The sequence below is a fragment of the Blautia sp. 2227st1_G12_2227SCRN_220401 genome, assembly GCF_039062885.1.
Lineage (GTDB): Bacteria > Bacillota > Clostridia > Lachnospirales > Lachnospiraceae > Blautia_A > Blautia_A fusiformis.
In genome coordinates, this window is the sequence record NZ_JBCLNI010000001.1 from 159213 (window position 1) to 184806 (window position 25594).

Genomic DNA, 25594 nt, shown 5'->3' on the forward strand with positions numbered 1-25594 from the left:
ATCAGGCAGTCCTTTCTCTTAAGATTCCTCCATCCATTTCATATACGTGGTCACATAAGATTCTGATGTCCTCTTCATTATGGCTTGCCAGCAAAATGGTTTTTCCTGCTGCTTTTAAATCCAGCAGCAGTTCTCTTATTTCTTCCACGCCATGTTTATCCAGTCCATTAAACGGCTCATCCAGGATCAAAAACAGAGGATCTTCCATAATGGCCTGTGCAATACCAAGGCGTTGACGCATTCCAAGGGAATATTTTCCGACTGGTTTCTTCATGTCCGGATCCAATCCTACCCTTTTTAAGACTATGCGGATATCGGCCTTTGAGATCCGGCCATTCATGTCTGCCAGGATCTCCAGATTTTTAAAGCCCGTATATTGTGTAAGAAAACCGGGAGTCTCGATAATAACTCCAAGACTTTCAGGAAAATCCACATCATGGCCTATTTTTTTTCCAAATACAAAAATAGCGCCCGTAGTTACAGGAAGAAACCCACAGATGCATTTCATAAGGACGGTCTTTCCTGAACCGTTATTTCCAACAATCCCATAGACGTTCCCTGTTTTCAGGGAAAGATTTACTTCCTGTAACACGATGTCTTCACCGAAACGTTTGGTCACGTGTTCTATTTTTACGCAGGTGTTCTGCATCATTCCACTTGCTCTTTGCGGATCACAGGCCAGATTAAATGTCCCTTCAGATTTCTTCCAATCTTCCATATAAAACACCTCCCAGAATTCCCAGCATTACTAATAAAAACAACAGTAGAAATAGCCAAACTCCTATTTTGTCCGGTCCCCAATTTTCATCAGCCAGTATCCATTCTACTGGATAAAACCATATCTGATTCTTAAAATAGCGGTCATGAAGGATAATTCCGAAATAAAAGCTTACAAAAGGGATTCCATATGCCATGTAAGCAGAATCCCATAAAATCCCGCAGCTTCCACCGAAAGTACTTATGATACTTCCGATAAGTCCTGTCCGAAATGCCTTCATGAGTAAGTCCAGAAGTGCTTCTTTCTGAATAGCACCCTTTATCTCCAGCGGATAGAACACAATAAAATTGATAAAAAGTACCGTTAGTATAGATAACGTCCAGACCATAAAACCAGATACCATAATGGAAAAAACTTTACCTTCGATATACTGTCTGCGAGTCGTTCTGGGAAGTATCTCCTTTAAAAATCCACTTTTATATTCTTGCAGAATGGAATCACTCCATGGCAATACGGCTGCTACCGGAATGGCAAAAGATACTGCCTGACTTTTTAAGGAACCTTCCAGTATACTGATAAAAGTACTACATGTCAGTGCTTTTTTTAAGCTGGGATAAGTCTGTCCAATGGCTATGGAAATGCAGGCTATCAGCCATGCTGCCAGAAAATTCTTATTAAAAAACATACGTTTTGTTTCACCCCACATAGGTTTTCCCCCTTCCGATCATGTCTTTTCTCCAAGAAATTCAAAGGTATATTTTTTCATCCGGTTAATTGCAAAAACTGCAAGAAGAACTAAAATACCCAGAAAAAACATGTAGGAATGCGTGATTTTCGGAAGCAATGGGTCATAACCTAAGTTATGTTTTCCGTATACTGCCTGGTTCAGAGGACTGATCCAGCAGATTAATACATTTACCTGATACATTTCGTATTTTTCTTTATGTAAAATTGTAGCCAGTACTTTCGGGTCCAATAAAAAACCAAAGACACTGTAAAGAAGGCCAAAAATCATCCCCTTAGTCTTCCCTTTATAGAGATTTCCTACAAGGATTACAAAGCTTAAGGTCAACGAATAACAAAACAGAAGGAAGAAAACCTGCAGCATACAGCCATAGGGTGAGATACTTTCCATGACCCTTACTGTAGAAGGGACCTGCAGGTTTTTTCCTAATTCTGAATAACCAAGCATGGCCGCAGTTTCGCTCCACAGGTTACCTGGATAACTCTTTTTCATACACAGCACGGCCGTAAACAGCAGCATCAAAACCGTATATAAAACAGTTACAAGAATAACATAAATGAATTGACCTAAAAGCCATTTCCTCTTGGTTGTCCGGGTCAGCTGGTATGGAGTAATAGGTGTCATCTTCGGCAGGTCAGAAAACATAAGAAGCAAGAGCAGCGAACTGGACAGTACTGCTATCCCATCCCCAAATGTCCAGATAAATGGTTCAATGGCCTGTACCGGTGTATCGTAGGTCTCCATTACAACCATGATTCTGCCTGTAAGCAGGAAACTAAGTACAAATTCTAACAGAAATACAAAAATAACTTTGGGATTGCGTAAAAATCCGAAGAAATTGTACCTTACAATTCCAAATACCTGTCTCATGTCAGTAACCCAGATTCCGGTCTATGATACTGCCATCCACGGCATTAATGGTAAGGAAACTTTCATTCGGATCTTTACTGGTATTTGATTCTGTTTCTCCGTTATATTCACTTTCTGAAGTCATGCTGCCGAAAAAATCCCAGACGGGGATCAAAATACCTGTGTGTGCGTCAGTAGACGGCTCATATATTCTGGCATAACCAAGAACGATCCGATCAATATTATAGATCCTGGAATTTTCATATTGCATATTATCAGCGTTTGTTACCACCATCATTTTTTCATAAATTTTCATAATCTCGCTGAATGAAAGAAGATTTAAATTCTCTGTCTTTATGTTACCAATTGTGTAGGGATTTGAATAAGTCATGCTTTCTATGCCATCTTTATCGACATAGAAACAGAGACTTTCATAAGACCATGTTTCCATTGTACTATCCATATCTTCCAATGCCCCACCGTCTGCAATTGTCTGAGTTACCGGCACACCATTTATGGTACGTGCATAGTCAATTCTATATCCATTTCCAAAATTACCTGAACTATTATCGCCTTCAAAACTTTTGCACACCGCGTAATTCCAGTTAGAAAACTGTAAATCTGTGATGCCCATTTTTTCAACTTTTTCCTTTGCAAGTTTTTTTGCTTCATCCAGGGACAGCCCGATAGATTCTTCTGTGGGTTTTTCTTCCTCTTCAGAATATCCGTAATCACACCACATTGCATCCTCCGGTATTTTTTCCCCGCCCTTGTTTGCTGCTTTCTTGATCTTGACTGACAAGGTATCGGAGCCATCGGAAGATATTTTATAATAGAATTGTGAATCGTCTGGCATTTGTGCAATACAATCGAAAAAATTTCCGGCAACAGGTTTTGCCTCTGTCAGGGTTTTCTTTTCCGGAGCAGTTTCGTATTCCTGTTCCCATGTCTCAATATCTTCATAGATATCATAGACATAATTCCCATCATCATCTGTTCCATAGTTATACGGATCCAGGTTTCCGTTTGCAACGTCTTCTTTTAGTTCATCCAGAGTTTTTTTAATTTCATCCTTTGTCTTCACGTAATAACTATCCATGGTATAAAGTTTTGCCTCTGAGAAGAATGCGTTTGTAATACGGTCGAGAAGCTCCTGGGTAACTTCTGCCGCGGTGACAGAAATAGCAGATATCTTTTCCACTTCCGGAATTTCTACGCTTGCATCTGTATTTACCACGAGCTTGGCACTGTCATCTTCCACATGGCTTTTATAATTTTGAGGAGCATCAATGAGATTCCTGATGGTTGTCTTTGACTCTGAACCGTCATCGTTCTTACTTTCAGATGCTTCTCCTTTAGAACCGCTAACATCATCCGCTTCCGTATAAGCATCTACAGCCTTGCTCCCCTTCGGCTTTACCAAAGAAGAATCCGGGGTCTGTGCGCATCCTGTAAACATTCCAATACAAAGCACTATTCCTGCAAACTTTCTTATGTTTTTTCTCATTTCTGGTAATATCTCCTTTCTAAGGTTGTTATAAGTATATCATCGAGCATTACACCAAATCTTTCGCGATTTGTAACTGATATGTAAACGTTAGTGTGATTACCAGAAAACAGAGACGGTAGTTCCTTTTCCCGGATTGCTTTCAATCTTCAGTTGGAAATCGTGCAGTTCTATAATTTTCTGACATAAAGAAAGACCAAGTCCTACACTTCCTTTTGCCCTGGAACGAGATTTATCTACCATATAAAATGGTTCCGTCACCATTTCCAGATCCTCTTTCGGTATTCCCTTTCCAAAATCCTGAACCATCAGATGGTCTGGGGTTGCCTCAAGCACAATTTTAGATTCTTTCCTGGAAGCTTTGACTGCATTATCAATTAGATTTGTCACTACACTTATCATTAAGTCCTGATCAAACTTCTTTACCAATTCTTTTGGTTCACAAAATACATCAAGAGAGATGTTTTTTTCTTGAAGCCTGCAATCAATGAGTTCTTTTACTTCTTTCAGAAAGTTATCCACCTGTATTTCAGCTGGATTGAATGAGTCTTCCGAAGCTTCGTAGAGTCCGGTTAATTCCAGCATTTTCATAGAAAGTCTTGAAAGCCTGCGACATTCATTTTCAATATAAATCAGAGCCTTCTCCTGCCTTTCCGGGGTTAGGCGCACAGTAAGCAATGTATCTGCATAGCCTATGATTGCAGTCATTGGGGTCTTCAGCTCATGAGCCAGACTTCCAATAAGCTGTTTTTGTGTCCGGTTTATGTTAGAAAGACTTTCAATTTGTTCTTTTATTTTACCTGTCATAAAATTAAAGGTTGCACCTACCTGTGCAAGTTCTGTATTTCCCTCTGACGGTACTTTAAAATCATAAATACCTTCAGAAACAAGAAGCGTAGCTTCTCTTAGGCTTGTAAGCGGTGCTGTGATTTTTCGAAGGCTCAAATAAAGGATAATTCCCATCACCACGATCAAAGATAAAGTAAATCCACCCGTCTGAAAAAACAGCAGATGACTTTTTTCTATTACATCTGTTATATCTTTATAAGTAATAATCTGATATCCCATATTTACATTGCCATAGTAAAATAACAAAAGTGTCCTTCCATTTATCTGACTGATCATAGGGCCATGACCGTCACTGTTGCTGCCATGATCCACCATGTTTGCCTTACTTTCACATAATTCTCTTAACTTTTTTACATCGAATTCATAAACAGTTCCATTATAGATCATTTTTCCATCAAGATATAAAACCGCGCTGTCATGAAAAACCTGCCGAAAAGCATAAGTAACTATTTGGGGGCGCATTTCGTTGTCGGCATTCTGTTTCTGATTGTCAGAAAGGCTTGTTTTATTTTCAAACTGTAAGATATTTGTTCTGAATATACTGCTTTCATAACTGTTGATATTCTGTATACTCTGATTTTTCCAACAATAAGTGGTATAGAGAAAGATCCCTGACGATACCAACAAAATGATACATGTAGTCTGAGAAAAGATCTTTATTAAGAGTTTCATAAATCCACCTCAAGTCTGTAACCGATTCTGGGAATTGTTTTAATCTTATCCTGCCAGCCAAGCTTTTTCCTGATACGACCCACATGTGCATCCACAGTTCTTGTTTCTCCGCAGAACTCTTCATTCCACAGTTCCTGCAGAATCTGATTCCTGGTCAGTGCTTTATTCGGATTTTTGGCGAACACCATGAGGCAGTTATATTCCATTGGCTTTAAATAGATTTCCATGCCCATTTTTGTAACAGTACGACTAGCAGTATCAATGATGACATCACCAATTTGAATCTGTTCTTGTACAGTGCCATTACGTTCCAGTACTTTTTCAAGACGGACCATCACTTCCAGCATTTCAAATGGTTTTACAATATAATCTTCTGCACCGTCTTTTAATCCCTTTATCTTGCTCGCGATATCTCCCTTTGCGGTAAGAAATATTACGGGGATTTCATACTGCTTCAGTTTCGGTAACAGGCTATAGCCGTCTCTTCCGGGAAGCATGATATCTACAAGTGCACACTGAAACGCATGATCTTGAATAATTGCTTCATATGCCTCATTTCCATCCAGATATCCTACTGTTTCATACCCTGCAATCTCCAGATTCATACATAGCAGGTCATTGATTGACATTTCGTCTTCTATCACAAGAATTCTTGCCTTCAAAATTATCACCTCACATGTTTTTATAACTATCTTTTCACAGGTTAATTATACATTAAATTCTATATTGCAGTTGTAACTGATTTGTAACAGCAAAAAAGGAAACCAAAACCATTCTGTGAGAATAGTTTTGGTTTCCATACGTAGCCGGATTCCTTTCATTTACCTTTATCAGATTGTGTCATTTAAGTCACATCCACTGATGATGCGATTCCATAAGTTCTCCCGCTTGTCCATTCCTTTGGTAAAATAGGGAAGTCTTTCCTCTTCCAGCTCTTCCAGACGAAGCACATTTCCATTCAGATAATTGTCAATCCGGTATCCTGTACTTTTAAGTCTTGTAATTACGCCACCAATTTTTATATCCAAAATCTCATAACCAAATGGCGTTGCATCGTTCATCCAGATTTTTTCTCTTGATGATTTCATCTCTGTCAGATTGCAGATGATTCCAGGAATAACATTCTGACTGATATTTTTCAACGCTGCTCTATCCGATCTGTCATATGCTGATTTTATACACATGCCCAAATCGGCTTTATCAGCTAATACCGCCGCCAGTTTTTCATAAAATGAGAATAAAAGCTGATATTTTCCTGTTTTTTTTGCACATTCCTTCATACATTTCTGTATGTTTTGGTAGTAAGATTTTGTATTGACACCTGATTCTTTCACATGATAATCAAAAATGCCTAACATTGGATCCTGGTATAACAGATATTTTGAAGGATTTTGAGCCTCTTTATTCTCTTTCGTATTTAAGAATAAGGAATCAAAATTGTCAAGTGCCATAAAATCATCAAATTCTCCGCCTGTGCAGTCCCTGAACTCCTGCTTAAGGATTGTTTCGTCATAGTCTCTGTGAAAATCAAGGTGTGCAAAAAGTACAAGTCCCGGAAGCAAAGCATCCACCGGGGTTTCTGCACCATTATCCATCCATGCTGTACAGAGCACCTCTTTTATATTGTATTTTTTACAAGTAGAAAGAGCTGCTTTGGTACACGCATAGGTCTTAGAATAATTGGGGGAAATTCCGTTCCAAATCCAAGATCCTCCTGCAAAAATAACGTTATCCGAAAGCTGCGCATGGATATCCAGCATTTTTTCATAGGTTCTGGTATCATCATGATAATAGTCCCAATATACTAATCCTAAATCTTTTTTCGGTTTTTCCCATTTGGAGCAGTCCGTGTTTTCGGGCAGATCATAGTATCCGCCTGTAGAATTTGCTGTAATGTACATGTCACTCCATATCATAGGCTTTAATTCTAATTTTCTGCAAATATCTACGACCCTGTTACAATGTTCCCTGATTATCAGTGACCCTTTTTTATATCCATTTTCTTTTAGATAATTTCCAAGTCCCAGCATGACAGCCTCATCCATTCCAAGATGTACCCTGTTGGTAGAAAAATTCTCCTTTACTGAGCTGAGCAGCTTTTCAATAAACTGATAAGTTTCCTCTTTTTCAGGCTGGAGAATGTCCGCAGAATCACGAATCTTATCCATTCCCGGCCACTTCAGCGCATTGTGCAGATGAGCCAGGGTCTGAATACACGGAACAAGCTCTACCCCAAACATGGAAGCGTAAGCATCCAGTTCTTTTATTTCGTCCTTGGTGTATTTTCCACGATAAGCTCCAAAATAAGGCTGCCCCTCTACTTCATAGGTATCTTCTGTATAAAGCATGAGTACATTCATTCCAAGTTTTGCCAGTGTCTTGATCAGGAATTTCACCTTTTCAACTGTAAATACAGCATTTCTGGAACAATCCAGCATAAGACCGTTTCTTTCAAAACAGACATGCTCTTGATATTGAAATTCATCCTCTTTCATATGATGTATGGCATAATTAAGTGCGCGGTAATAATGAGATATTTCCCGACAGATGATACGAATCTGGTTTTCTCTTTTATTTATCAATATTTCTGGTCTGTCCTGAAATTTAACAAACAATTCTATGTTTTGGTTGAAACCGTCATTTTCGGCCAGCAGTATTTCAGTACCTTTTTTAATAGTATTATATTCTTTCTTATCAGATGAAAAAACAATGTTCATAAGCATTCCTCTTTCTTTAGGAATTCTACTCTTCTTAACAAATCAATCTTTTTTAGCAGAGTATCCCCCTGTCAATGTTCTATTTTATTCGTTTGTAAATAATCGGCTCACCATAATTTTCATACGGTTCAGAAAAAAGCTGTTCTTTCAGTTTGCATTTTCTGTTCCTGGAAGTAAAGGCTGCCTCCACAGAATTCAGAAGCAGCAGCCTTTTCTGCTCCTGGGTAAGATTTAACAGAGATTCCATATATCGGAATTCCCGGGAAAGGGTTGTTCTTTCAATCGCCGGATCATCGGTATTTAAGGTTACCTTAAGTCCCATTTCGAGAAATGCTTTCAGCGGATAAGCAGACATTTCTTCCACAGCTTTTGTCTGGCGGTTGCTTGTAGGGCACATTTCCAGAAAAATCCCCTTATCCTTTACAAGCTGTATCACTTCCTTATTTCCCGCGATCTTCACACCATGACCGATCCTGACTGCCCCCATATGGACAGCTGTTTTTACATCCTCTGCATTTCCGGCCTCGCCTGCATGGATGGTAAATGGAACCTGATATTTTCTTGCTTTTGCAAAAAGCGTCTCGTAATTTTCTGTTGGAAAGAGTGCCTCGGCTCCTGCAAGATCGATAGCAACCACGCCGCCATCTTCAACAAGATATTTTTTTGCCAGCTCCAGAGTTTCCAGATTTTCTTTCTGGTTAAGATCACCGCGCATACAGCATAAGATCAGATTACCGGGGATGGGAGCTCTTTTCAGACCACGTAATGCAGCATGGATCGCTGTTTCCTGAGTCATTTCCTTCTGTATATGAAGCTGTGGGGCAAAACGAAGTTCTGCGTAGATCACACCGTCTTCTTTCATTTCAGAAAGGATAAGATAAACAGCCTCTTCCAATGCCTCTTCTGTCTGAAGAAGGGAAAGAGGCAGGTCAAAGCATTTCAGAAAATCATTGAGATTTTCGCAGGTATCCGGCACAGAAAGGAGAGAAAGAAGCTCTTCATCTGTGGCAGCCGGAAGCGTGATCTGCTGCAATGCGGCAAGTTTTCTGGCTATCTCTGTGGTAATGCAGCCGTCCAGATGTGCGTGGAGATCGATGTAGTGATCAATTCTATTTTCTGTTTTCATAGGCGCTAAGTACCTCCCTGGTTGGATTTATTCTTATCCCTGAAATGGGTTTGCGTTTCTTATGGTATCTGTCGGAAGGAAATATTAAGGTGAATTCCGGGTTATATTTCCTGTGTGGCTTTTTTTAACCAGGATTGCTCTTCTTCATTCAGATACGGAGAAATCTTTTCGTATACAAAGGCATGATACTGATTGAGCAATTTGCGCTCTCCTGCTTCCATCTGTTCCGGATCGATACCTTCCAGATCAAATGGGACCAGAGTCAGTGGCTCAAATTTCATAAACTGGCCGTAGGATGTTTTTTCGGCTTTTTTGCAAACTACAAGATTTTCGTGACGGATGCCGAATTCATTTTCCGCATAATATCCCGGTTCATCGGAGGTGATCATCCCTTCTTCCAGAACAGGAGCCGGAAGCTCGGCAGGGCTTTTCCAGCGAAAACTCTGCGGTCCTTCGTGTACATTGAGAAGATAACCTACGCCATGGCCGGTTCCGTGGTTGTAATCCTCTCCCATAGCCCAGAGAGGTCCTCTAGCCAGGGCATCCAGATTCAGGCCGGTACAGCCGTAACGGAATTTTGCTGCTGCCAGGTTCAGGTGTCCACGGAGTACTGCTGTGAAATATTTTTTTTCTTTTTCAGTAACCGGGCCAAGTACAACGGTGCGGGTGATATCAGTAGTGCCCTCCAGATAATGTCCGCCTGTATCCATCAAAACCAGCCCTTTTGGCTCCAGTGGAATATTGGTTTCTTCTGTTGCACTGTAATGGACAATGGCTCCATGTGCACCGTAGGCAATGATGGGATCAAAGCTGTTTCCCTGAAAATTCTCCTGTCCGGAACGGAATTCATAGAGCTTATCAGCAGCGGAAAGCTCGGTGATTTCCTTCATTCCCACATTCTTCTTCAGCCAGTGGATAAACTTCACCATTGCAACGCCATCTTTAATATGGGCTGTCTTTTCATTCCGGACTTCGGTTTCATTTTTGATGGCTTTTGGGAGAAGGGTCAGATTTTCACCGTCCAGGATCGTTACCGTCTTTGGAATACTGCTGACCAGCCGGCTGTTTACATTGCTTCTGGAAAGAAATACCTTTTTCTCTTCGGGAATCGTCTGTACATAGGTGTAAATATCATCATATGGATAAATGGCAATACCGTCTTTGGAAAGTGCTTCCTTAACAGAATCCGAAAAGGCTTTTTCATTGACAAAAAGACGGAGCTCACTGTCATCCAGCACAAGATAGGAAAGAACTACCGGGCAGCAGTGGATATCATTTCCGCGGATATTTAAAAGCCATGCAATGTCATCAAGGGAAGTGAGGATAAAGAGGTCTGCGCCCTTCTCTTTCAGTTTGCTGCGGATCTCACGGATCTTGTCTGCTCTGGATCTTCCGGCCCATTTTTCGGATAATTCCATTACCGGTTCACAGGAAAGTGCCGGACGGTCATTCCAGATATTTCCGATGAGATCCTCATTTACAGAAAAATGTACCTGTTTTTTCTGAAGGATTCTTTCTAGCGTCTCTGCTTCTTCTGCGCTTACGGTACGGCCATCGAAGCCGAGACACATTCCCTCTTTCAGATTTTCTTCCAGGAATTTGTGGATCGTTGGTACGTCCGGTTCTCCCATCTTAAACAGAGTAACCGGAGTTCCCTCTAACTGCTGTGCAGCCTGGATAAAATATCTTCCGTCTGTCCAGAGTCCGGCCATGTCCTGCATGATCACGGCAGTTCCGGCAGAACCGGTAAATCCGGTGATGTATTTTCTGCATTTAAAATAATCCCCAACATACTCAGAACCATGAAAATCATCGGTCGGAACCAGATAAGCATCGATTCCCTTTTCCTTCATTTGTTTTCGAAGAGCTGTGATCCGTTCTGTAACTGTCATAATCTTATGCCTCCTCTGTATAACTGTTCTTTATCGCAAAGCCATGATCCATAGGGCCGTTTCCCTTTCCCAGATCCAGCATGGCAGCAAGGGCTCCGGAAATATAGTCCTTGGCACGGTTTACAGATTCCACCATGGAAAATCCCTTTGCAAGGTTGGAAGTGATGGCCGAGGAAAGAGTACATCCTGTTCCGTGGGTGTTGGGATTGTCGATCCTTTTTCCCTCAAACCACTGATATGTTCCATTCACATAGAGAAGATCATTGGCATCATTGAGCTTATGTCCGCCCTTGCAGAGAACTGCACAGTGATACTGCTCGGAAACCTGTTTTGCAGCTTCGATCATATCATCGGCGCTTTTGATCTTCCGTCCGGTAAGCACCTCGGTTTCCGGGATATTGGGGGTGAGAAGATCTGCAAGAGGAAACAGTTCTTCCTTCAGAACATCCACCGCCTCCTCACTGATCAGTCTTGCACCGCTTGTGGCAACCATAACCGGGTCCACCACGATATTTTTTGCCCGATACTGTCGGAGCTTTCCTGCGATCATATGGATCAGATCACTTTCGGAAACCATTCCGATCTTTACTGCATCCGGAAAGATATCCGTAAAAATACAGTCCAGCTCCTGACCCAGGAACTCTGCGGTTGCATTCTGGATGGCTGTGACACCGGTAGTGTTCTGGGCAGTCAGTGCGGTGATGGCACTCATGGAGTATACTCCGTTTGCCATCATGGTTTTAATATCGGCCTGGATCCCGGCTCCTCCGCTGGAATCGCTGCCTGCGATGGTTAATGCTGTTTTCATCTTTGGTTTCCTCCGTTTTCTGCGAATATATAGTTCTGTAACTCTGTCAGATCCCGACAGTAGATATAAGCATCCTTTTTCAGCTGTTCCTGATCCGGTTCTCCCAATGCGTCATAAATACCGGCAGTCAGAAATCCTGCATTTCCGGCAGTCTGCAACGCGTAGAGTGAATCCTCCACAACCAGCGTCCGGGATAGCTCCGTTCCCAGTGCTTCTGCAGCTGTAAGATAGACCCTCGGAGAATGTTTGCTTTCTCCGATCTCACTGGTGGTATAGATTTTATCAAAAAAGGAAAGAAGTCCGTTTCTTTCCAGCGCCCGGCAGATATGTTCCCTGGGGCTTGAGGTTGCCACCGCAGCCGGGATTTTCTGTTCTGCAAGACATTGAAGAAGCTCCCTGGCACCTGATTTTGCCGGGACCTCTTCAAAATAATATTTGCGGATCCGGGCTTTCAGATCCATCACGATCTTTTCTTCGGAATACTCAAGAGTAAACCTGCTTTTCAGCCAGGCCGCTCCCTGCTCCATACTCATGGGAAAAAGGATTTCGTCCATTCCCGCAACCGGCTGATATCCCAGATCTGTAATATATCGTTTTCCAAGCTCCTTCCAGACAGAAAGCGAGTCCAGAAGGACACCATCTGCATCAAATATCATGGCTTTTATAGGAAAAATCATGTTTATACTCCTGGAAATTTTTTTGTGATACTCTGTCATTGGAACATTACGAAATAATTTTCCATGACATAAAAACTGATATAAAAAACGCGGATATATCACAAAAGATATATCCGCATTTATTATAAGCCGCAGATTCCCAAAATGCAACCGGGAGTTAATGAGGCTCATCTGAAACAGTAGCTCTATTTTCAAAACATTTTTTATTCTTTACCGTTAAAACAATATGTGCATACATTACAAGGATCGATTCCAATGGATTCCAGAAGATCATCCAGTCTGTGATAACGGAGAGTGGTAAAATTCTGCATCTTGCAGATATCCTGTACCATCTGCTCGTATTTCTCTGTATGTGGATCTGCATATTCATCCAGAATTTCCTGCGGACAGTTGGGGCCTTCTCTTTTTTCAATCACCTGACGGGTGATCAGCTCCATCTCAGATTTGGAACGTGAGAAGTTTAAGTATTTGCAGCCGTACATGATCGGCGGGCAGGCAGGACGGACATGAACCTCCTTGGCACCGCTGCGGTACAGAAATTCAGTTGTTTCGCGGAGCTGGGTACCACGTACGATGGAGTCGTCTATGAGAAGAAGTTTTTTATCCTTGATCAGCGCACGTACCGGGATCAGCTTCATTTTTGCAATGAGGTTACGCTGGTTCTGATTGGTCGGCATAAAAGATCTGGGCCAGGTTGGTGTATATTTGATGAAAGGTCTTGCGTAAGGAATGCCGGATTCATTGGCGTATCCGATGGCATGGGCAATGCCGGAATCCGGAACACCGGCTACAATGTCCGGGTGCACGGAATCGCCGTCTCTCTTTGCAAGCATGCTTCCACAGCGGTAGCGCATCTCCTCTACATTTACACCTTCATAAGAGGCTGTCGGATATCCGTAGTAAACCCAGAGGAAAGAACAGATCTTCATTTTCTTTCCAGGCTCAACCAGAGTTTTGACTTCGTCTGCTGTTACGAATACGATTTCTCCAGGGCCTAGCTCTTTATAATCTTCGTATCCAAGGTTGATATAGGCATGACTTTCAAAAGAAATACAGTATGACCCTTCTTTGTGGCCAATTTCCACAGGAGTTCGACCCATCTTGTCACGGGCTGCATAAATTCCGTCTTTTGTCATAAGAAGCAGAGTCATGGAGCCATCGATCAGGCCCTGTACGTACTGGATACCTTCCACAAAATTGTCTTTTTCACAGATCAGTGCAGCGATCAGTTCGGTCACATTGACTGTTCCGTTGGTCATCTCCTGAAAATGTACCTTGGTCGTATTGTACAGCTGCTGCAGAAGTTCATCATAATTATTGATCTTTCCCACAAAAGTGAGGGCAAAGCTGCCGATCCTGGAACTGAACAGAAGGGGCTGAGGCTCATAATCAGAAATACATCCGATTCCCATATTTCCCTTCATGGAACCCACATCTCCGTCAAATTTTGTACGGAAAGGCGTGTTCTCAATGTTGTGGATGGCACGGTCAAATCCACTTTCTCCGTAAACCGCCATACCTCCGCGTCGTGTTCCCAGATGAGAATGGTAATCCACTCCGTAAAAAAGCTCCAGTACACAGTCATCCTTCGATGCTACTCCAAAAAATCCACTCATAATGTGCTCCTCTCTACTACCATAATGCTAACGATTTTTGTTGTCGTTTGTACATCCATAATCGCTATCAGTATAGCATAAGAGAATTGAAAATAAAAACCAATTTGGCGGATATTCCTGCTTTTTCAGAATAAATTATAATGATATTAGCCGGATTTATAGAAGTGGAAAATGTTTTCTGTATGAGAAAAAAGAAACAGCTCCGTTTTTACAGAACTGTTTCTTTTGGTCATTTGGCAAATATGCAATTTAACCGAATCAAGTAAGTCCCCTGCGGGGCAGTTATTCGGTGTAGAGCTACGTAGCGAAGCGGGTTGCGAATATCCGCTTGACAAGTCCGGATTATTCCTGGGTGATTCCCTTAAACTCGTAACCGGCTTCCTTGATTACTTCTTCAACCTTTGCCTCGTCAACCTTCTCAGGTACAGAGAATACAGTTGTTCCGTTCTCGTGGGAAGAAACTACGTCTTCTGCTCCGAAAGCTGCTTGGATGGCTTTGTTTACGTGTGCCTCACAGTGTCCGCACATCATTCCTTCTACATTGACTGTTACCTTTACCATTGTTTTGTTCTCCTTTTCTTCTTTTATATTTTCATCATGACTGATGTGTAATGTTACCGGATTTTTGATCGTTTTGTCTTTGGCTGCATTGTGGATCTGAAACAGATTCAGACGCAGTGCATTTGTTACAACACAGAAGCTGGAAAGACTCATGGCCGCAGCTCCGAACATCGGATTCAAGGTCCATCCGAAAAGTGGGATCCAGACACCTGCTGCAAGGGGAATGCCGATTATATTGTAGAAAAATGCCCAGAAAAGATTCTCATGGATATTCCGAAGTGTGGCGCGGCTTAAACGTACTGCCGCTGGAACATCGCTTAACTGGCTTTTCATCAGAACGATATCTGCCGCATCAATGGCAATATCTGTTCCTGCACCGATGGCAATTCCGATATCGGCTCTTGTAAGTGCCGGCGCGTCGTTGATACCGTCACCGACCATGGCAACCTTTCCCTGCTCTTTCAGAGCGCGGATCACACTTTCTTTTCCATCCGGAAGAACTCCTGCGATCACATCGTCAACTCCTGCCTGAGCTCCGATGGCTTTTGCGGTACGCTCATTGTCACCGGTAAGCATAACTACACGGATTCCCATGTTCTGAAGCTCTTTTACTGCACGGGGACTGTCTTCCTTGATCACATCCGCAACTGCGATGATTCCCAGAAGTTTATCGTTTCGTGTGAAAAGAAGGGGCGTTTTTCCCTGCTCTGCAAGCTGCTCGGCTCTCCTGTTAAGGTCTGCGGAAACCTTCGTCTGGCCACTGATAAATTTCATGCTTCCACCTGTTAGCTTGTCACTTCCAAGTATAGCGGAAAGTCCGTTTCCCGGAAGTGCCTGGAATCCGGTTACTTCACCTGTGGCAAGGTTCTCTTTCTCGGCTTTTTTGAGAACGGCTTTTGCCAAAGGATGTTCGCTTTTTTTCTCCAGTGCACAGGCCAGAGTGAGAAGCTCTGTTTCTGTAACTCCCTCTGCCGGGAGAATATCTGTTACCTCCGGCTGACCGCTTGTAATGGTTCCGGTTTTATCCAGTGCGACGATCTGGACTTTTCCTGCTTCCTCCAGGGAAGCGGCTGTTTTGAAAAGGATTCCGTTTTTGGCACCCATACCGTTGCCGACCATAATGGCAACCGGTGTTGCAAGGCCAAGTGCGCAGGGGCAGCTGATGACCAGAACGGAAATTCCCCTTGCCAGAGCATAACCGAAGGTCTGTCCTGCAAGAAGCCAGATGATCGTTGTGATCACTGCGATTGTGATCACTGCCGGTACAAACACACCGGAAACACGGTCTGCGATCTTTGCGATCGGTGCCTTGGTGGCTGCCGCATCACTGACCATTTTGATGATCTGGGAAAGGGTGGTATCCTCTCCCACTCTGGTCGCTTCGCATTTGATAAATCCGGACTGATTCACAGTTGCCGCAGAAACCATATCTCCGGTTTCTTTATCAACCGGGATACTCTCGCCGGTCAGTGCGGATTCATTGACTGCGGTGGTTCCTTCCAGGATCACTCCGTCCACCGGAATATTCTCTCCCGGGCGGACGACAAAGGTTTCTCCTTTCTGAACCTGCTCAATAGGAACGGTAAGTTCCTGTCCCTTTCGTACCACGACCGCAGTTTTGGGTGCCAGCTTCATAAGGCTTTTAAGCGCATCCGTTGTCTTTCCTTTAGAACGGGCCTCCAGCATTTTTCCTACGGTGATCAATGTCAGGATCATGGCTGCAGATTCAAAATAAAAATCCATCATGTAATTCATAACTGCAGCAGAATCTCCATCTACCTGCGCTCTTGTCATGGCAAACAGGGCATAGACACTCCACAGGAAGGATGCCATAGAGCCAAGAGCTACCAGAGTATCCATATTGGGGGAACGGTGCCACAGACTCTTAAATCCGTTGATGAAAAACTTCTGGTTGATCACCATGATGATACCAGCCAGGAGCAGCTGTACCAGTCCCATGGCTACGTGATTGCCGTCAAACCATTTCGGCAGTGGCCATCCCCACATCATGTGCCCCATGGAGAAATACATCAGCACCAGCAAAAATCCCACGGATGTGATAAGACGTTTCTTTAGGATCGGAGTTTCATGATCTTCCAGCGCTTCTTCTGCCGCAGACATGGAAATCTTCGCTCCGGCAGCTCCGCCCTTTAAGGATGCACCATATCCGGCGGCTTCCACTGCGGCAATGATCTCACCGGATGAAGCGGTTCCTTCAACTCCCATGGAGTTGGTCAGAAGACTGACGGAACAGCTATTCACCCCCGGAACTTTCGATACGGCTTTTTCCACACGGGCAGAGCAGGCGGCGCAGCTCATACCAGTTACATTATATTGTTCCATTTTCTTTCAGTACCTCCTAAAATCCAATTTGTCCCTTTATTTCATCAGCTTCTGGAGGGTTGCTACCAGCTCATCAATGGTCTCATCCTTACCTTCCCGGATATCCCGGGCAACGCAGGTGCGGATGTGGCTGGCAAGCAGCTCTTTGTTGAACGCATTCACTGCAGCATTGACTGCAGCGGACTGAATCAGGATATCATTACAGTAGGCATCATTCTCCATCATTCCTATAATGCCTCTGATCTGGCCTTCAATACGTTTCAGACGGTTGATCAGCTTTTTTTTCTCCTCTTCTGAACGTGCAGTGTGTTTTTCACAGCAGCAGGGACAGACTTTCTTTTCAGACATAAGCTGTCTCTCCTTTCCCATAAATACCCTCATGGGGTATCCTGTTTATATGGAATAATATATACCCTCATGGGGTATTTGTCAATAGAAAACAGTATTTTTTTTAATAAAAAAAGCCCGCTCATCCAATATTGGCAATGAGCGGGCAATATAAACTTATAATTAGCCGAATCGGGTAAGTCCCCAACGGAGTTACGAAAAACAATAAGCAGTGGGTGAGGACTTGTCTATAATTCTACTCTTCCACGATATGTCCGAAATAATAGAATCCCTTGCAGGTATCCAGGCTTACTTTTACATATTTGCCGATGAGATCTTTTTCTCCCGGGAAATGAACCAGAAGATTATGCTGGGTACGGCCTGTAAGAGTACCCTTCTCCCGGTTTTCGTCTTCTACCAGGATTTCCTGTACGCTTCCCTGGAAACGGGAGGAATTTTCCCGGCCCTTTTCCTGTACCAGGGTAAGAAGACGGCTGAAACGGTCTTTTACCACATCCTCCGGCACCTGATTTTCCATGCCGGCTGCAGGGGTTCCGCTTCGTTTGGAATAAATAAATGTGAAGGCAGTATCGTAATTTGCTTTTCTTACAACATCCAGTGTTTCCTGGAAATCTTCTTCTGTTTCTCCCGGAAATCCGACCATGATATCTGTTGTCAGCGAAATATCCGGGATCGCCTTACGGATTTTATCTACCAGCTCCAGATATTTCTCCTTGTCGTAACGGCGGTTCATTTCCTTTAAGACTCTGCTGCTTCCGGACTGCAGCGGAAGATGCAGATGGTGACAGATCTTCTGGCTCTCTGCCATGGTCTGGATCAGCTCATCGGACAGGTCCTTCGGATGGGAAGTCATAAAACGGATACGCTTCAGTCCTTCGATCTTTTCCACTTCTTTCAGAAGTTCTGCAAAGGTTACCGGTGTTTCCAGAGTTTTTCCGTAGGAGTTTACATTCTGACCAAGAAGCATGATCTCAGTAACGCCATCTGTGACCAGTTCCTCGATCTCGCGGATGATGGCCTGTGGCTCGCGGCTCTTTTCGCGGCCGCGGACATAAGGAACGATGCAGTAGCTGCAGAAGTTATTGCAGCCAAACATTACGCTGACTCCTGTTTTGAAGGAGTATTTGCGGGAAGTTGGCATGCCCTCTACGATCTCATCGGATTCCTTCCAGATATCAATGATCTGGTCGTCGGTCTGCAGCGTCCGGTAAAAAAGCTCCGGGAATTTGTGGATATTATGGGTTCCGAATACAAGATTTACATATTTATAATCCTTGCGGATCTTTTCTACTACGTGATGCTCCTGCATCATACATCCGAACAGTACGATCTTCATATCCGGGTGCTCCCGTTTGATGCTCTTTAAATGTCCAAGATGTCCATAGATCTTCTGATTGGCATTTTCCCGGACTGTGCAGGTGTTAAATACAACTGCATCAGCATCCTCGGTATCTACCATTTCATATCCCATTTTTTCCATGATGGCCGCAATAGACTCTGTCTGGATGGAGTTCATCTGGCATCCTTCGTTCTGGATGTGGAAGGTGGGATGTTTCGTACTGCTTTTGGCAAGAAGCTCTTTACATTTTTCAATGTACTGAAGCTGGATCTCTGTTTCTTTGTTCTGGCTCAAATCAATTCCTCCAATAACTAAAAATTTCATATGTATCTATAAATTATTTTTCTTTAGACAATATCAGACGGGAGCATTGAACTCCCGTCTGATATATCATACAGAATTTACAGTTGTCTGTCAAAGAGTTTTTATAATAGCGGTGCAAAAACTCTCAGTACGTTCTGAATGGCACGTACCACAATATTTCTCTTCTGGCAGAATGCCAGATCAATGGGATCACAGTACTCCAGGGTTTCTGTAAAATCATCCCGGATGTCCAGGATCACATCATTCTTATACATCCAGACACCATCTTCAAAATGCAGATAAAGGCTTCGGTAATCCAGATTTATGGTTCCTACGACGCCTACTTTGTCATCACAGACAAAAGATTTTGCATGTAAAAATCCCGGCTGGTATTCGTAGATCTTTACACCTGCTTCCAGAAGCTGTTTATAATAAGACTGTGTCAGCAGGAAGACCATTTTTTTGTCCGGGATACCTGGTGTCATGATCCGGACATCCACACCGCTTTTTGCAGCGAGGCACAGGGCGGTCATCATCTCATTATCTATGATTAGATATGGTGTGCAGATATAAACATAGTTTTTGGCGCGATTGATAATATTAAGATAAACGTTCTCTCCTACGATCTCATCGTCCAGGGGGGAATCGCAGAATGGCTGGACATAACCACTTCCCGGAAATTCGTTGGGGTGCCACCTGTGCGGAACATAATTTCCGAAATCAAGAGAAGTATCTGTTCTGGTAACGATTCCCCACATATATAGGAACATAGCTGTCATATTCCAGACGCCTTCTCCTTTCAGCATAACGGCTGTATCCTTCCAGTGGCCAAACCGTTTTCGCTGATTGATATATTCGTCAGCCAGGTTGATGCCACCGGTAAAACCGGTCCAGCCATCGATCACACAGATCTTACGGTGGTCACGGTTATTCTGGATTATATTAAGAATCGGACGGAACCGGTTGAATACTTCGCATTTGATTCCTCGCCGGCGCATCTCCTGATCATACTTGTATGGCAATGTGGTAAGGCAGCCGAAGCCATCATAGATCAGTCGGACATCCACTCCTTCTTTAGCCTTTTTTTCAAGGATATTAAGGATCGTCTGCCACATTACCCCATCATTTATGATGAAATATTCGATAAAAATAAAATGCTTTGCCTGCTCCAGTTCATGCACCAGAACCGGAAACATATCATCTCCTACCTGAAAATACTCTGCTGTGGTATTCTCGTGAACCGGATATCTTGAATACTGCCAGATGTAATCCGACTGGATCCTCATGGAACGGTCGTCTTCGTTTAAACGTTTTCTTGTGAGCTCTGAGCCTTCCAGGTATTCAGCAGTTTCATCAATAAGATTCTGATAATGCTGCTCCATTACAGCGCCGATCCGTGACTTACCGAAAAGAAGGTACAGGGAAACACCAAATACCGGAAAAATAAGGATCAGCATCGTCCAGGCGAGCTTATAAGATGGATTGATCTTTTTATTTACGATCCACAGAACAACCAGAAAACCTATGGCCTGCATTCCGATCGTCACCCATCTGGAGTATTCCATAAGCCGGAAAAGGGCGATCAACAGCCATGCCAGCTGCACAACAAGAGCCAGAGCTACATAAAAAATTCGATTAAATAATAATTTAAGGAGCGATCGCAATGGTTTGATAATCAGTTTAATAAACAAATTCATATTTCTTTCCTTCGTCAAACGTTCCTGTTTCTATTTAATTAAAAATCCCTGACCATACAGCCAGGGATTTTTGCGCACAATTAATTATATTTACGTTTTCTTGCGGCTTCAGATTTTTTCTTACGACGAACGCTTGGCTTCTCGTAATGCTCTCTCTTACGGATTTCCTGCTGGATTCCCGCCTTAGCACAGCTTCTCTTGAATCTGCGAAGAGCGCTATCTAAAGTCTCGTTCTCTTTTACGATAACGTTTGACATAGACTCACACCTAACCTCCCTCCAGTTGTAGATTGTGCTAAAATACAACTGTCTGGGTATTTTTCTTGCACGAGTGTTATTATATAGCATAACAAGTGCTTTCGTCAACATCTTTTTCGATTTTTATGAAAAAAATGTCAAAACTGTAAATCACGCACAACTTTGTTATTTTGTGAGCTGTTTTTCAAGGATTCCTGCTGCTGCGTCCATAGCTTCCTGGGCTTTTTCCGGATTCTTTCCGCCGGCCTGTGCCATGTTCGGACGTCCGCCGCCGCCACCGCCAACGATCGCTGCCACTGCTTTGATCAGGTTTCCTGCATGAGCGCCTGCTTTCTGAGCTGCATCCGTTGCCATTGCAAGAAGATTAACCTTGCAGTCGTTTACTGCTGCAAGAAGGACAACACCTTCGCCAAGCTGCTCTTTCAGTTTATCACCCAGGTCTCTGAGACCGTTCATGTCAACGCCCTCAACTTTGGCTGCAAGGAGTTTTACGCCGTTTACTTCAACGACTTTATCCATGACATCGCCAAGTGCACTCTGGGCAGCTTTGCTCTTGAGGGATTCATTTTCGCTCTGAAGAGCCTTTACCTCAGCCTGCAGGTGACTGATCTTTTCTACAACCTCGGCTGTATTGGCCTTTAATGCTTTTGCAGCCTCATGGAGAAGCTCTTCCTGCTTTCTGTAGTATTCGATAACTGCTTTGCCGGTAAGTGCCTCAATACGGCGTACACCAGCTGCGATACCGGATTCGGACACGATCTTAAAGAGCATGATGGAGCTTGTATTCTTTACATGAGTACCACCACAGAGCTCTTTGGAAAAGTCTCCCATGGATACTACACGTACCTTCTGGTCATATTTCTCACCAAAGAGAGCCATTGCTCCGGATTTCTTGGCTTCTTCCACATCCATGACATCTGTATGAACATCAAGACCTGCCTGGATCTCTTTGTTTACAAGCTCTTCTGTTGCCTGGAGTTCTTCTGCTGTCATAGCCTGAAAATGAGCAAAGTCAAAACGAAGTCTGTCCGGAGTTACCAGAGAACCCTTCTGCTCTACGTGGGAACCAAGAACGGTTTTTAGTGCTTTCTGAAGAAGATGTGTTGCACTGTGGTTTTTCTCGGTATCTTTTCTTGCTTCTTCGTTTACCTTCAGGGATACTGTCTCACCTGAGGAAATCATACCGGATTCCATATGTCCTACGTGACCGAATTTGCCACCGCGGAGTTTGATGGTGTCCTCAACAACAAATTTACCGTTTGCAGTCTCGATCACACCGGTATCACCTTCCTGTCCACCCATTGTTGCATAGAAAGGAGTCTGCTCTACAAATACGGTACCCTTCTGTCCCTCTGTGAGAGAATCTACGATCTCTGTTTCTGTGGTAAGGACAGTAACCTTGGAATCAAAGGTAAGATGATCGTAGCCGACGAATTCTGTTGTTACGTTTACATCAATATCATCGTATACGGTTGCGTCTGCACCCATATAGTTGGTTACTTCACGGGCAGTACGTGCCTTGACTCTCTGCTCCTCCATTGCTTTCTGGAAACCTTCCTCGTCAATGCCGTAGCCTTTTTCCTCAAGGATCTCTTTTGTAAGGTCAAGAGGGAATCCGTACGTATCATAAAGCTTGAATGCGTTGTCACCGGAAAGAGTCTTTTCACCTGCTTTTTTCATATCCTCTTCCATGTCGGAAAGGATGCGAAGTCCCTGATCGATAGTTTTGTTGAACTGATTCTCCTCATTTGTCAGTACACGGAAGATGAACTCTTTCTTCTCCTCAAGCTCCGGATATCCGGCTTTGGAGCTCTCGATCACCTGTGCACTTAATTTTGCAAGGAAAGTTCCCTCGATGCCAAGAAGACGTCCGTGACGTGCTGCACGGCGGATCAGACGGCGGAGAACATATCCACGTCCCTCATTGGTTGGCATGATTCCATCGGAGATCATAAATGTTGCGGAACGGATATGGTCCGTGATCAGACGGATGGAAACGTCATCTGCATAGTTTTTCTCATATTCTTTATGTGCGATCTCGCATACAAGATTACGAAGTGCACAAATTGTATCTACATCAAAAATAGAATCAACATCCTGAACAACTACAGCAAGACGCTCAAGTCCCATACCGGTATCGATGTTTTTCTGTTTCAGGGTTGTGTAGTTTCCGTTTCCATCGTTCTCGAACTGTGTGAAAACGTTGTTCCATACTTCCATGTAACGGTCGCAGTCGCAGCCTACCGTACATCCGGGTTTGCCACAGCCGTATTTTTCGCCACGGTCATAGTAGATCTCAGAGCATGGACCGCATGGACCTGCGCCATGCTCCCAGAAGTTATCCTCTTTTCCGAAACGGAAAATACGTTCAGACGGAATCCCTACTTCTTTGTTCCAGATATTGAAGGCTTCATCATCATCCAGGTAAATGGATGGGTAGAGACGGTCTGCATCAAGCCCTACAACCTCAGTAAGAAACTCCCAAGACCAGTGGATGGCTTCTTTCTTGAAGTAATCACCAAAAGAGAAGTTACCAAGCATTTCAAAGAAAGTACCGTGACGTGCGGTTTTACCTACATTTTCGATATCTCCGGTACGGATACATTTCTGGCAGGTTGTCACTCTTGTTCTTGGCGGCTTCTCAGCACCTGTAAAATATGGTTTCAGCGGAGCCATACCTGCATTGATTAGCAGAAGACTCTTATCTCCCTGAGGAACCAGGGAAAAGCTTTTCATTACAAGATGGCCCTTGCTCTCCATAAAGTCAAGGAACATCTTACGAAGTTCGTTCACTCCGTACTTTTTCATGTTGTTATCCTCCTTGTGTCAACCCTACCTGTCAGCATTTCCGGAATGCCGTAGCTTTATCCCGGAAATGTCACAGATATGGGAAATTATTTTACACAGATCTTTTTGAATTTTTTCTTGCCTCGTTTCAGAACGATCCCGTCCCCTGCAAAAGCATCCTTCTCAACCGTATGGTAAATATCGGTGAGCTTCTCACCATCGATGGATACACCACCCTGCTGGATCGCACGGCGACCCTCGGAACGGCTTGGTACCAGCTCTGCTTTTACAAGAAGTGTGATCAGGTCGATTTTTCCTTCCTCGTCAAAATCTTCCTCTGAAAGCTCTGTTGTAGGCATATGAGAAGTATCTGCACCTGAGAACAGTGCGCGGGCACCCTCCTGTGCTTTCTTGGCTTCCTCCTCACCGTGTACAAGCTCTGTCAGCTGGTATGCAAGGATCTCCTTGGCTTTGTTCAGCTCGCTGCCTTCCCATTTGGCCATCTCGTCGATCTCCTCAAGAGGAAGGAAAGTAAGAAGACGCATACATTTGATAACGTCAGCATCGTCTACATTTCTCCAGTACTGGTAGAAATCGAACGGGGATGTCTTATTCGGATCAAGCCATACAGCTCCGGACTGTGTTTTTCCCATCTTTTTGCCCTCAGAATTGAGAAGCAGTGTGATGGTCATGGCATAGGCATCCTTGCCAAGCTTACGGCGGATCAGCTCGGTACCGCCAAGCATGTTGCTCCACTGGTCATCGCCACCGAACTGCATGTTGCAGCCGTATTTCTGGTACAGCATGTAGAAGTCGTAGCTCTGCATGATCATGTAGTTAAATTCCAGGAAGCTTAAGCCTCGCTCCATACGCTGTTTGTAGCACTCTGCTGTCAGCATACGGTTTACGGAAAAGTGAGCACCTACCTCACGGAGAAGCTCTACATAGTTAAGGTTCATAAGCCAGTCAGCATTGTTTACCATAAGAGCTTTTCCATCAGAGAAATCGATGAAACGGCTCATCTGCTGCTTGAAGCAGTCAATATTGTGCTGGATGGTTTCTTTTGTCAGCATCTGACGCATATCGGTCCTTCCGGACGGGTCACCGATCATTCCTGTTCCGCCGCCGAGAAGGGCGATCGGACGGTTTCCTGCCATCTGCAGTCTCTTCATCAGGCAAAGAGCCATGAAGTGACCTACATGAAGGCTGTCTGCTGTAGGGTCAAAGCCAATATAGAATGTGGCTTTCCCGTTATTTACCATCTCTTTGATCTCGTCTTCGTCTGTAACCTGTGCGATCAGGCCACGTGCTTTCAGTTCTTCCCAAACTGTCATTGTTCTTTCCTCCTGTATAGTCATATAAAAAATGCCCGGTTCCTGTCCGTTTAGGACGAGAACCGGGTCCCGCGTTACCACCTAAATTTACAGAAAACTCGCATTTCCTGCCTCATAAAGTGAATCTACATCCCGTTATATCCATATATATCAAGATATAAAACCACTTCAGCACAATAACGGGTGCCATTCCGTCGCAGCCTATCTATAATACGTTATTATTATAAAGTTTATAATTTACAGTATCAAGTTCCGATTCGGTGCGCAGCTCCGGGATGTATTCACAAAAGCTCTACCCTGCGCCTCTCACCTGCCGGCTGCTCTCTGTGGGGTTTTCCTCAAGCTACTTTTTCCCTTCCAAGCCTTTTACTATACTATATGAAGTATACAAACTGCTTTTTTGTTTGTCAAGAAATTTTAATATTGCTTTGACAACTTAAAGTGGCAGA

At 43.6% G+C, this 25594-nt stretch carries 19 protein-coding genes and 1 other annotated feature; all 19 genes read right to left on the minus strand.

The window, feature by feature from the left end; genetic code table 11:
* Window position 1: 1 nt before the first annotated feature.
* Window positions 2-718 (minus strand): ATP-binding cassette domain-containing protein, encoded by a 717-nt coding sequence (locus ABCM67_RS00820; RefSeq protein ID WP_147603990.1) that lies wholly within the window; start codon window positions 716-718, stop codon window positions 2-4.
* On the minus strand, window positions 696-1424 hold the full coding sequence (locus tag ABCM67_RS00825; RefSeq protein WP_227589067.1) for an ABC transporter permease: 729 nt from the start codon (window positions 1422-1424) through the stop codon (window positions 696-698). Before ABCM67_RS00825 ends, ABCM67_RS00820 begins: the two co-directional genes overlap by 23 nt.
* Window positions 1425-1442: 18 nt before the next feature.
* Window positions 1443-2333, minus strand: a complete 891-nt coding sequence (locus ABCM67_RS00830) for a hypothetical protein (RefSeq protein ID WP_015524961.1) — start codon at window positions 2331-2333, stop codon at window positions 1443-1445.
* 1 nt (window position 2334) lies between these two features.
* Entirely contained in the window at window positions 2335-3819 is a 1485-nt protein-coding gene (locus tag ABCM67_RS00835; protein ID WP_195274589.1) for a DUF6034 family protein, read from the minus strand.
* A 99-nt stretch (window positions 3820-3918) separates the two neighbouring features.
* Entirely contained in the window at window positions 3919-5055 is a 1137-nt protein-coding gene (locus ABCM67_RS00840; RefSeq protein ID WP_243269371.1) for a HAMP domain-containing sensor histidine kinase, read from the minus strand.
* Window positions 5056-5336: 281 nt separating this feature from the next.
* Window positions 5337-6002, minus strand: coding sequence for a response regulator transcription factor (locus tag ABCM67_RS00845; protein WP_005423065.1), 666 nt, complete (start codon window positions 6000-6002; stop codon window positions 5337-5339).
* 168 nt (window positions 6003-6170) lie between these two features.
* Window positions 6171-8057 carry a beta-N-acetylhexosaminidase gene (locus ABCM67_RS00850; protein ID WP_147603994.1) on the minus strand — a complete coding sequence of 629 codons (1887 nt, stop codon included), beginning with the start codon at window positions 8055-8057 and terminating at the stop codon, window positions 6171-6173.
* Window positions 8058-8136: 79 nt separating this feature from the next.
* Entirely contained in the window at window positions 8137-9183 is a 1047-nt protein-coding gene (gene add / locus ABCM67_RS00855) for an adenosine deaminase (RefSeq protein WP_147603996.1), read from the minus strand.
* Between the two features lie 101 nt (window positions 9184-9284).
* Window positions 9285-11075, minus strand: coding sequence for an aminopeptidase P family protein (locus tag ABCM67_RS00860; RefSeq protein WP_147603998.1), 1791 nt, complete (start codon window positions 11073-11075; stop codon window positions 9285-9287).
* Window positions 11076-11079: 4 nt separating this feature from the next.
* Complete coding sequence (thiD, locus tag ABCM67_RS00865) at window positions 11080-11883, minus strand: bifunctional hydroxymethylpyrimidine kinase/phosphomethylpyrimidine kinase (RefSeq protein ID WP_147604000.1); 804 nt, start codon at window positions 11881-11883, stop codon at window positions 11080-11082.
* Window positions 11880-12560: an HAD family phosphatase gene (locus tag ABCM67_RS00870; RefSeq protein ID WP_195635343.1), complete on the minus strand. Its 681-nt coding sequence runs from the start codon at window positions 12558-12560 to the stop codon at window positions 11880-11882. The genes thiD and ABCM67_RS00870 overlap by 4 nt, the downstream gene beginning before the upstream one ends.
* 203 nt (window positions 12561-12763) lie before the next feature.
* On the minus strand, window positions 12764-14176 hold the full coding sequence (locus ABCM67_RS00875) for an amidophosphoribosyltransferase (RefSeq protein ID WP_118513963.1): 1413 nt from the start codon (window positions 14174-14176) through the stop codon (window positions 12764-12766).
* Window positions 14177-14518: 342 nt separating this feature from the next.
* Window positions 14519-17080 carry a heavy metal translocating P-type ATPase gene (locus tag ABCM67_RS00880; RefSeq protein WP_147604004.1) on the minus strand — a complete coding sequence of 854 codons (2562 nt, stop codon included), beginning with the start codon at window positions 17078-17080 and terminating at the stop codon, window positions 14519-14521.
* 36 nt (window positions 17081-17116) lie between these two features.
* The gene (locus tag ABCM67_RS00885) at window positions 17117-17428 is read right to left on the minus strand and encodes a metal-sensing transcriptional repressor (protein ID WP_118368760.1); all 312 of its coding nucleotides are present in this window, start codon (window positions 17426-17428) and stop codon (window positions 17117-17119) included.
* 235 nt (window positions 17429-17663) lie between these two features.
* Window positions 17664-19091 carry a tRNA (N6-isopentenyl adenosine(37)-C2)-methylthiotransferase MiaB gene (gene miaB, locus ABCM67_RS00890; protein WP_195635344.1) on the minus strand — a complete coding sequence of 476 codons (1428 nt, stop codon included), beginning with the start codon at window positions 19089-19091 and terminating at the stop codon, window positions 17664-17666.
* Window positions 19092-19192: 101 nt separating this feature from the next.
* Window positions 19193-20767, minus strand: coding sequence for a cardiolipin synthase (gene cls, locus ABCM67_RS00895; RefSeq protein ID WP_114002519.1), 1575 nt, complete (start codon window positions 20765-20767; stop codon window positions 19193-19195).
* Between the two features lie 80 nt (window positions 20768-20847).
* Window positions 20848-21024: a 30S ribosomal protein S21 gene (gene rpsU / locus ABCM67_RS00900; RefSeq protein WP_004222305.1), complete on the minus strand. Its 177-nt coding sequence runs from the start codon at window positions 21022-21024 to the stop codon at window positions 20848-20850.
* 165 nt (window positions 21025-21189) lie between these two features.
* Window positions 21190-23832, minus strand: a complete 2643-nt coding sequence (alaS, locus tag ABCM67_RS00905) for an alanine--tRNA ligase (protein WP_342992420.1) — start codon at window positions 23830-23832, stop codon at window positions 21190-21192.
* Window positions 23833-23918: 86 nt separating this feature from the next.
* Window positions 23919-25145: a tyrosine--tRNA ligase gene (gene tyrS, locus ABCM67_RS00910; protein WP_015524942.1), complete on the minus strand. Its 1227-nt coding sequence runs from the start codon at window positions 25143-25145 to the stop codon at window positions 23919-23921.
* 48 nt (window positions 25146-25193) lie between these two features.
* Window positions 25194-25514 (minus strand) — a binding site (T-box leader).
* Between the last annotated feature and the right edge of the window lie 80 nt (window positions 25515-25594).

Coding starts and splice junctions, on each gene's coding strand:
- ABCM67_RS00830 (WP_015524961.1), bottom strand. CDS start 2,333: ATGAGACAGGTATTTGGAATTGTAAGGTACAATTTCTTCGGATTTTTA.
- ABCM67_RS00850 (WP_147603994.1), bottom strand. CDS start 8,057: ATGAACATTGTTTTTTCATCTGATAAGAAAGAATATAATACTATTAAA.
- rpsU (WP_004222305.1), bottom strand. CDS start 21,024: ATGTCAAACGTTATCGTAAAAGAGAACGAGACTTTAGATAGCGCTCTT.
- cls (WP_114002519.1), bottom strand. CDS start 20,767: ATGAATTTGTTTATTAAACTGATTATCAAACCATTGCGATCGCTCCTT.
- ABCM67_RS00835 (WP_195274589.1), bottom strand. CDS start 3,819: ATGAGAAAAAACATAAGAAAGTTTGCAGGAATAGTGCTTTGTATTGGA.
- ABCM67_RS00840 (WP_243269371.1), bottom strand. CDS start 5,055: ATGATCTATAATGGAACTGTTTATGAATTCGATGTAAAAAAGTTAAGA.
- ABCM67_RS00885 (WP_118368760.1), bottom strand. CDS start 17,428: ATGTCTGAAAAGAAAGTCTGTCCCTGCTGCTGTGAAAAACACACTGCA.
- tyrS (WP_015524942.1), bottom strand. CDS start 25,145: ATGACAGTTTGGGAAGAACTGAAAGCACGTGGCCTGATCGCACAGGTT.
- ABCM67_RS00880 (WP_147604004.1), bottom strand. CDS start 17,080: ATGGAACAATATAATGTAACTGGTATGAGCTGCGCCGCCTGCTCTGCC.
- thiD (WP_147604000.1), bottom strand. CDS start 11,883: ATGAAAACAGCATTAACCATCGCAGGCAGCGATTCCAGCGGAGGAGCC.
- ABCM67_RS00875 (WP_118513963.1), bottom strand. CDS start 14,176: ATGAGTGGATTTTTTGGAGTAGCATCGAAGGATGACTGTGTACTGGAG.
- ABCM67_RS00870 (WP_195635343.1), bottom strand. CDS start 12,560: ATGATTTTTCCTATAAAAGCCATGATATTTGATGCAGATGGTGTCCTT.
- ABCM67_RS00820 (WP_147603990.1), bottom strand. CDS start 718: ATGGAAGATTGGAAGAAATCTGAAGGGACATTTAATCTGGCCTGTGAT.
- add (WP_147603996.1), bottom strand. CDS start 9,183: ATGAAAACAGAAAATAGAATTGATCACTACATCGATCTCCACGCACAT.
- ABCM67_RS00825 (WP_227589067.1), bottom strand. CDS start 1,424: ATGTGGGGTGAAACAAAACGTATGTTTTTTAATAAGAATTTTCTGGCA.
- miaB (WP_195635344.1), bottom strand. CDS start 19,091: ATGAAATTTTTAGTTATTGGAGGAATTGATTTGAGCCAGAACAAAGAA.
- alaS (WP_342992420.1), bottom strand. CDS start 23,832: ATGAAAAAGTACGGAGTGAACGAACTTCGTAAGATGTTCCTTGACTTT.
- ABCM67_RS00860 (WP_147603998.1), bottom strand. CDS start 11,075: ATGACAGTTACAGAACGGATCACAGCTCTTCGAAAACAAATGAAGGAA.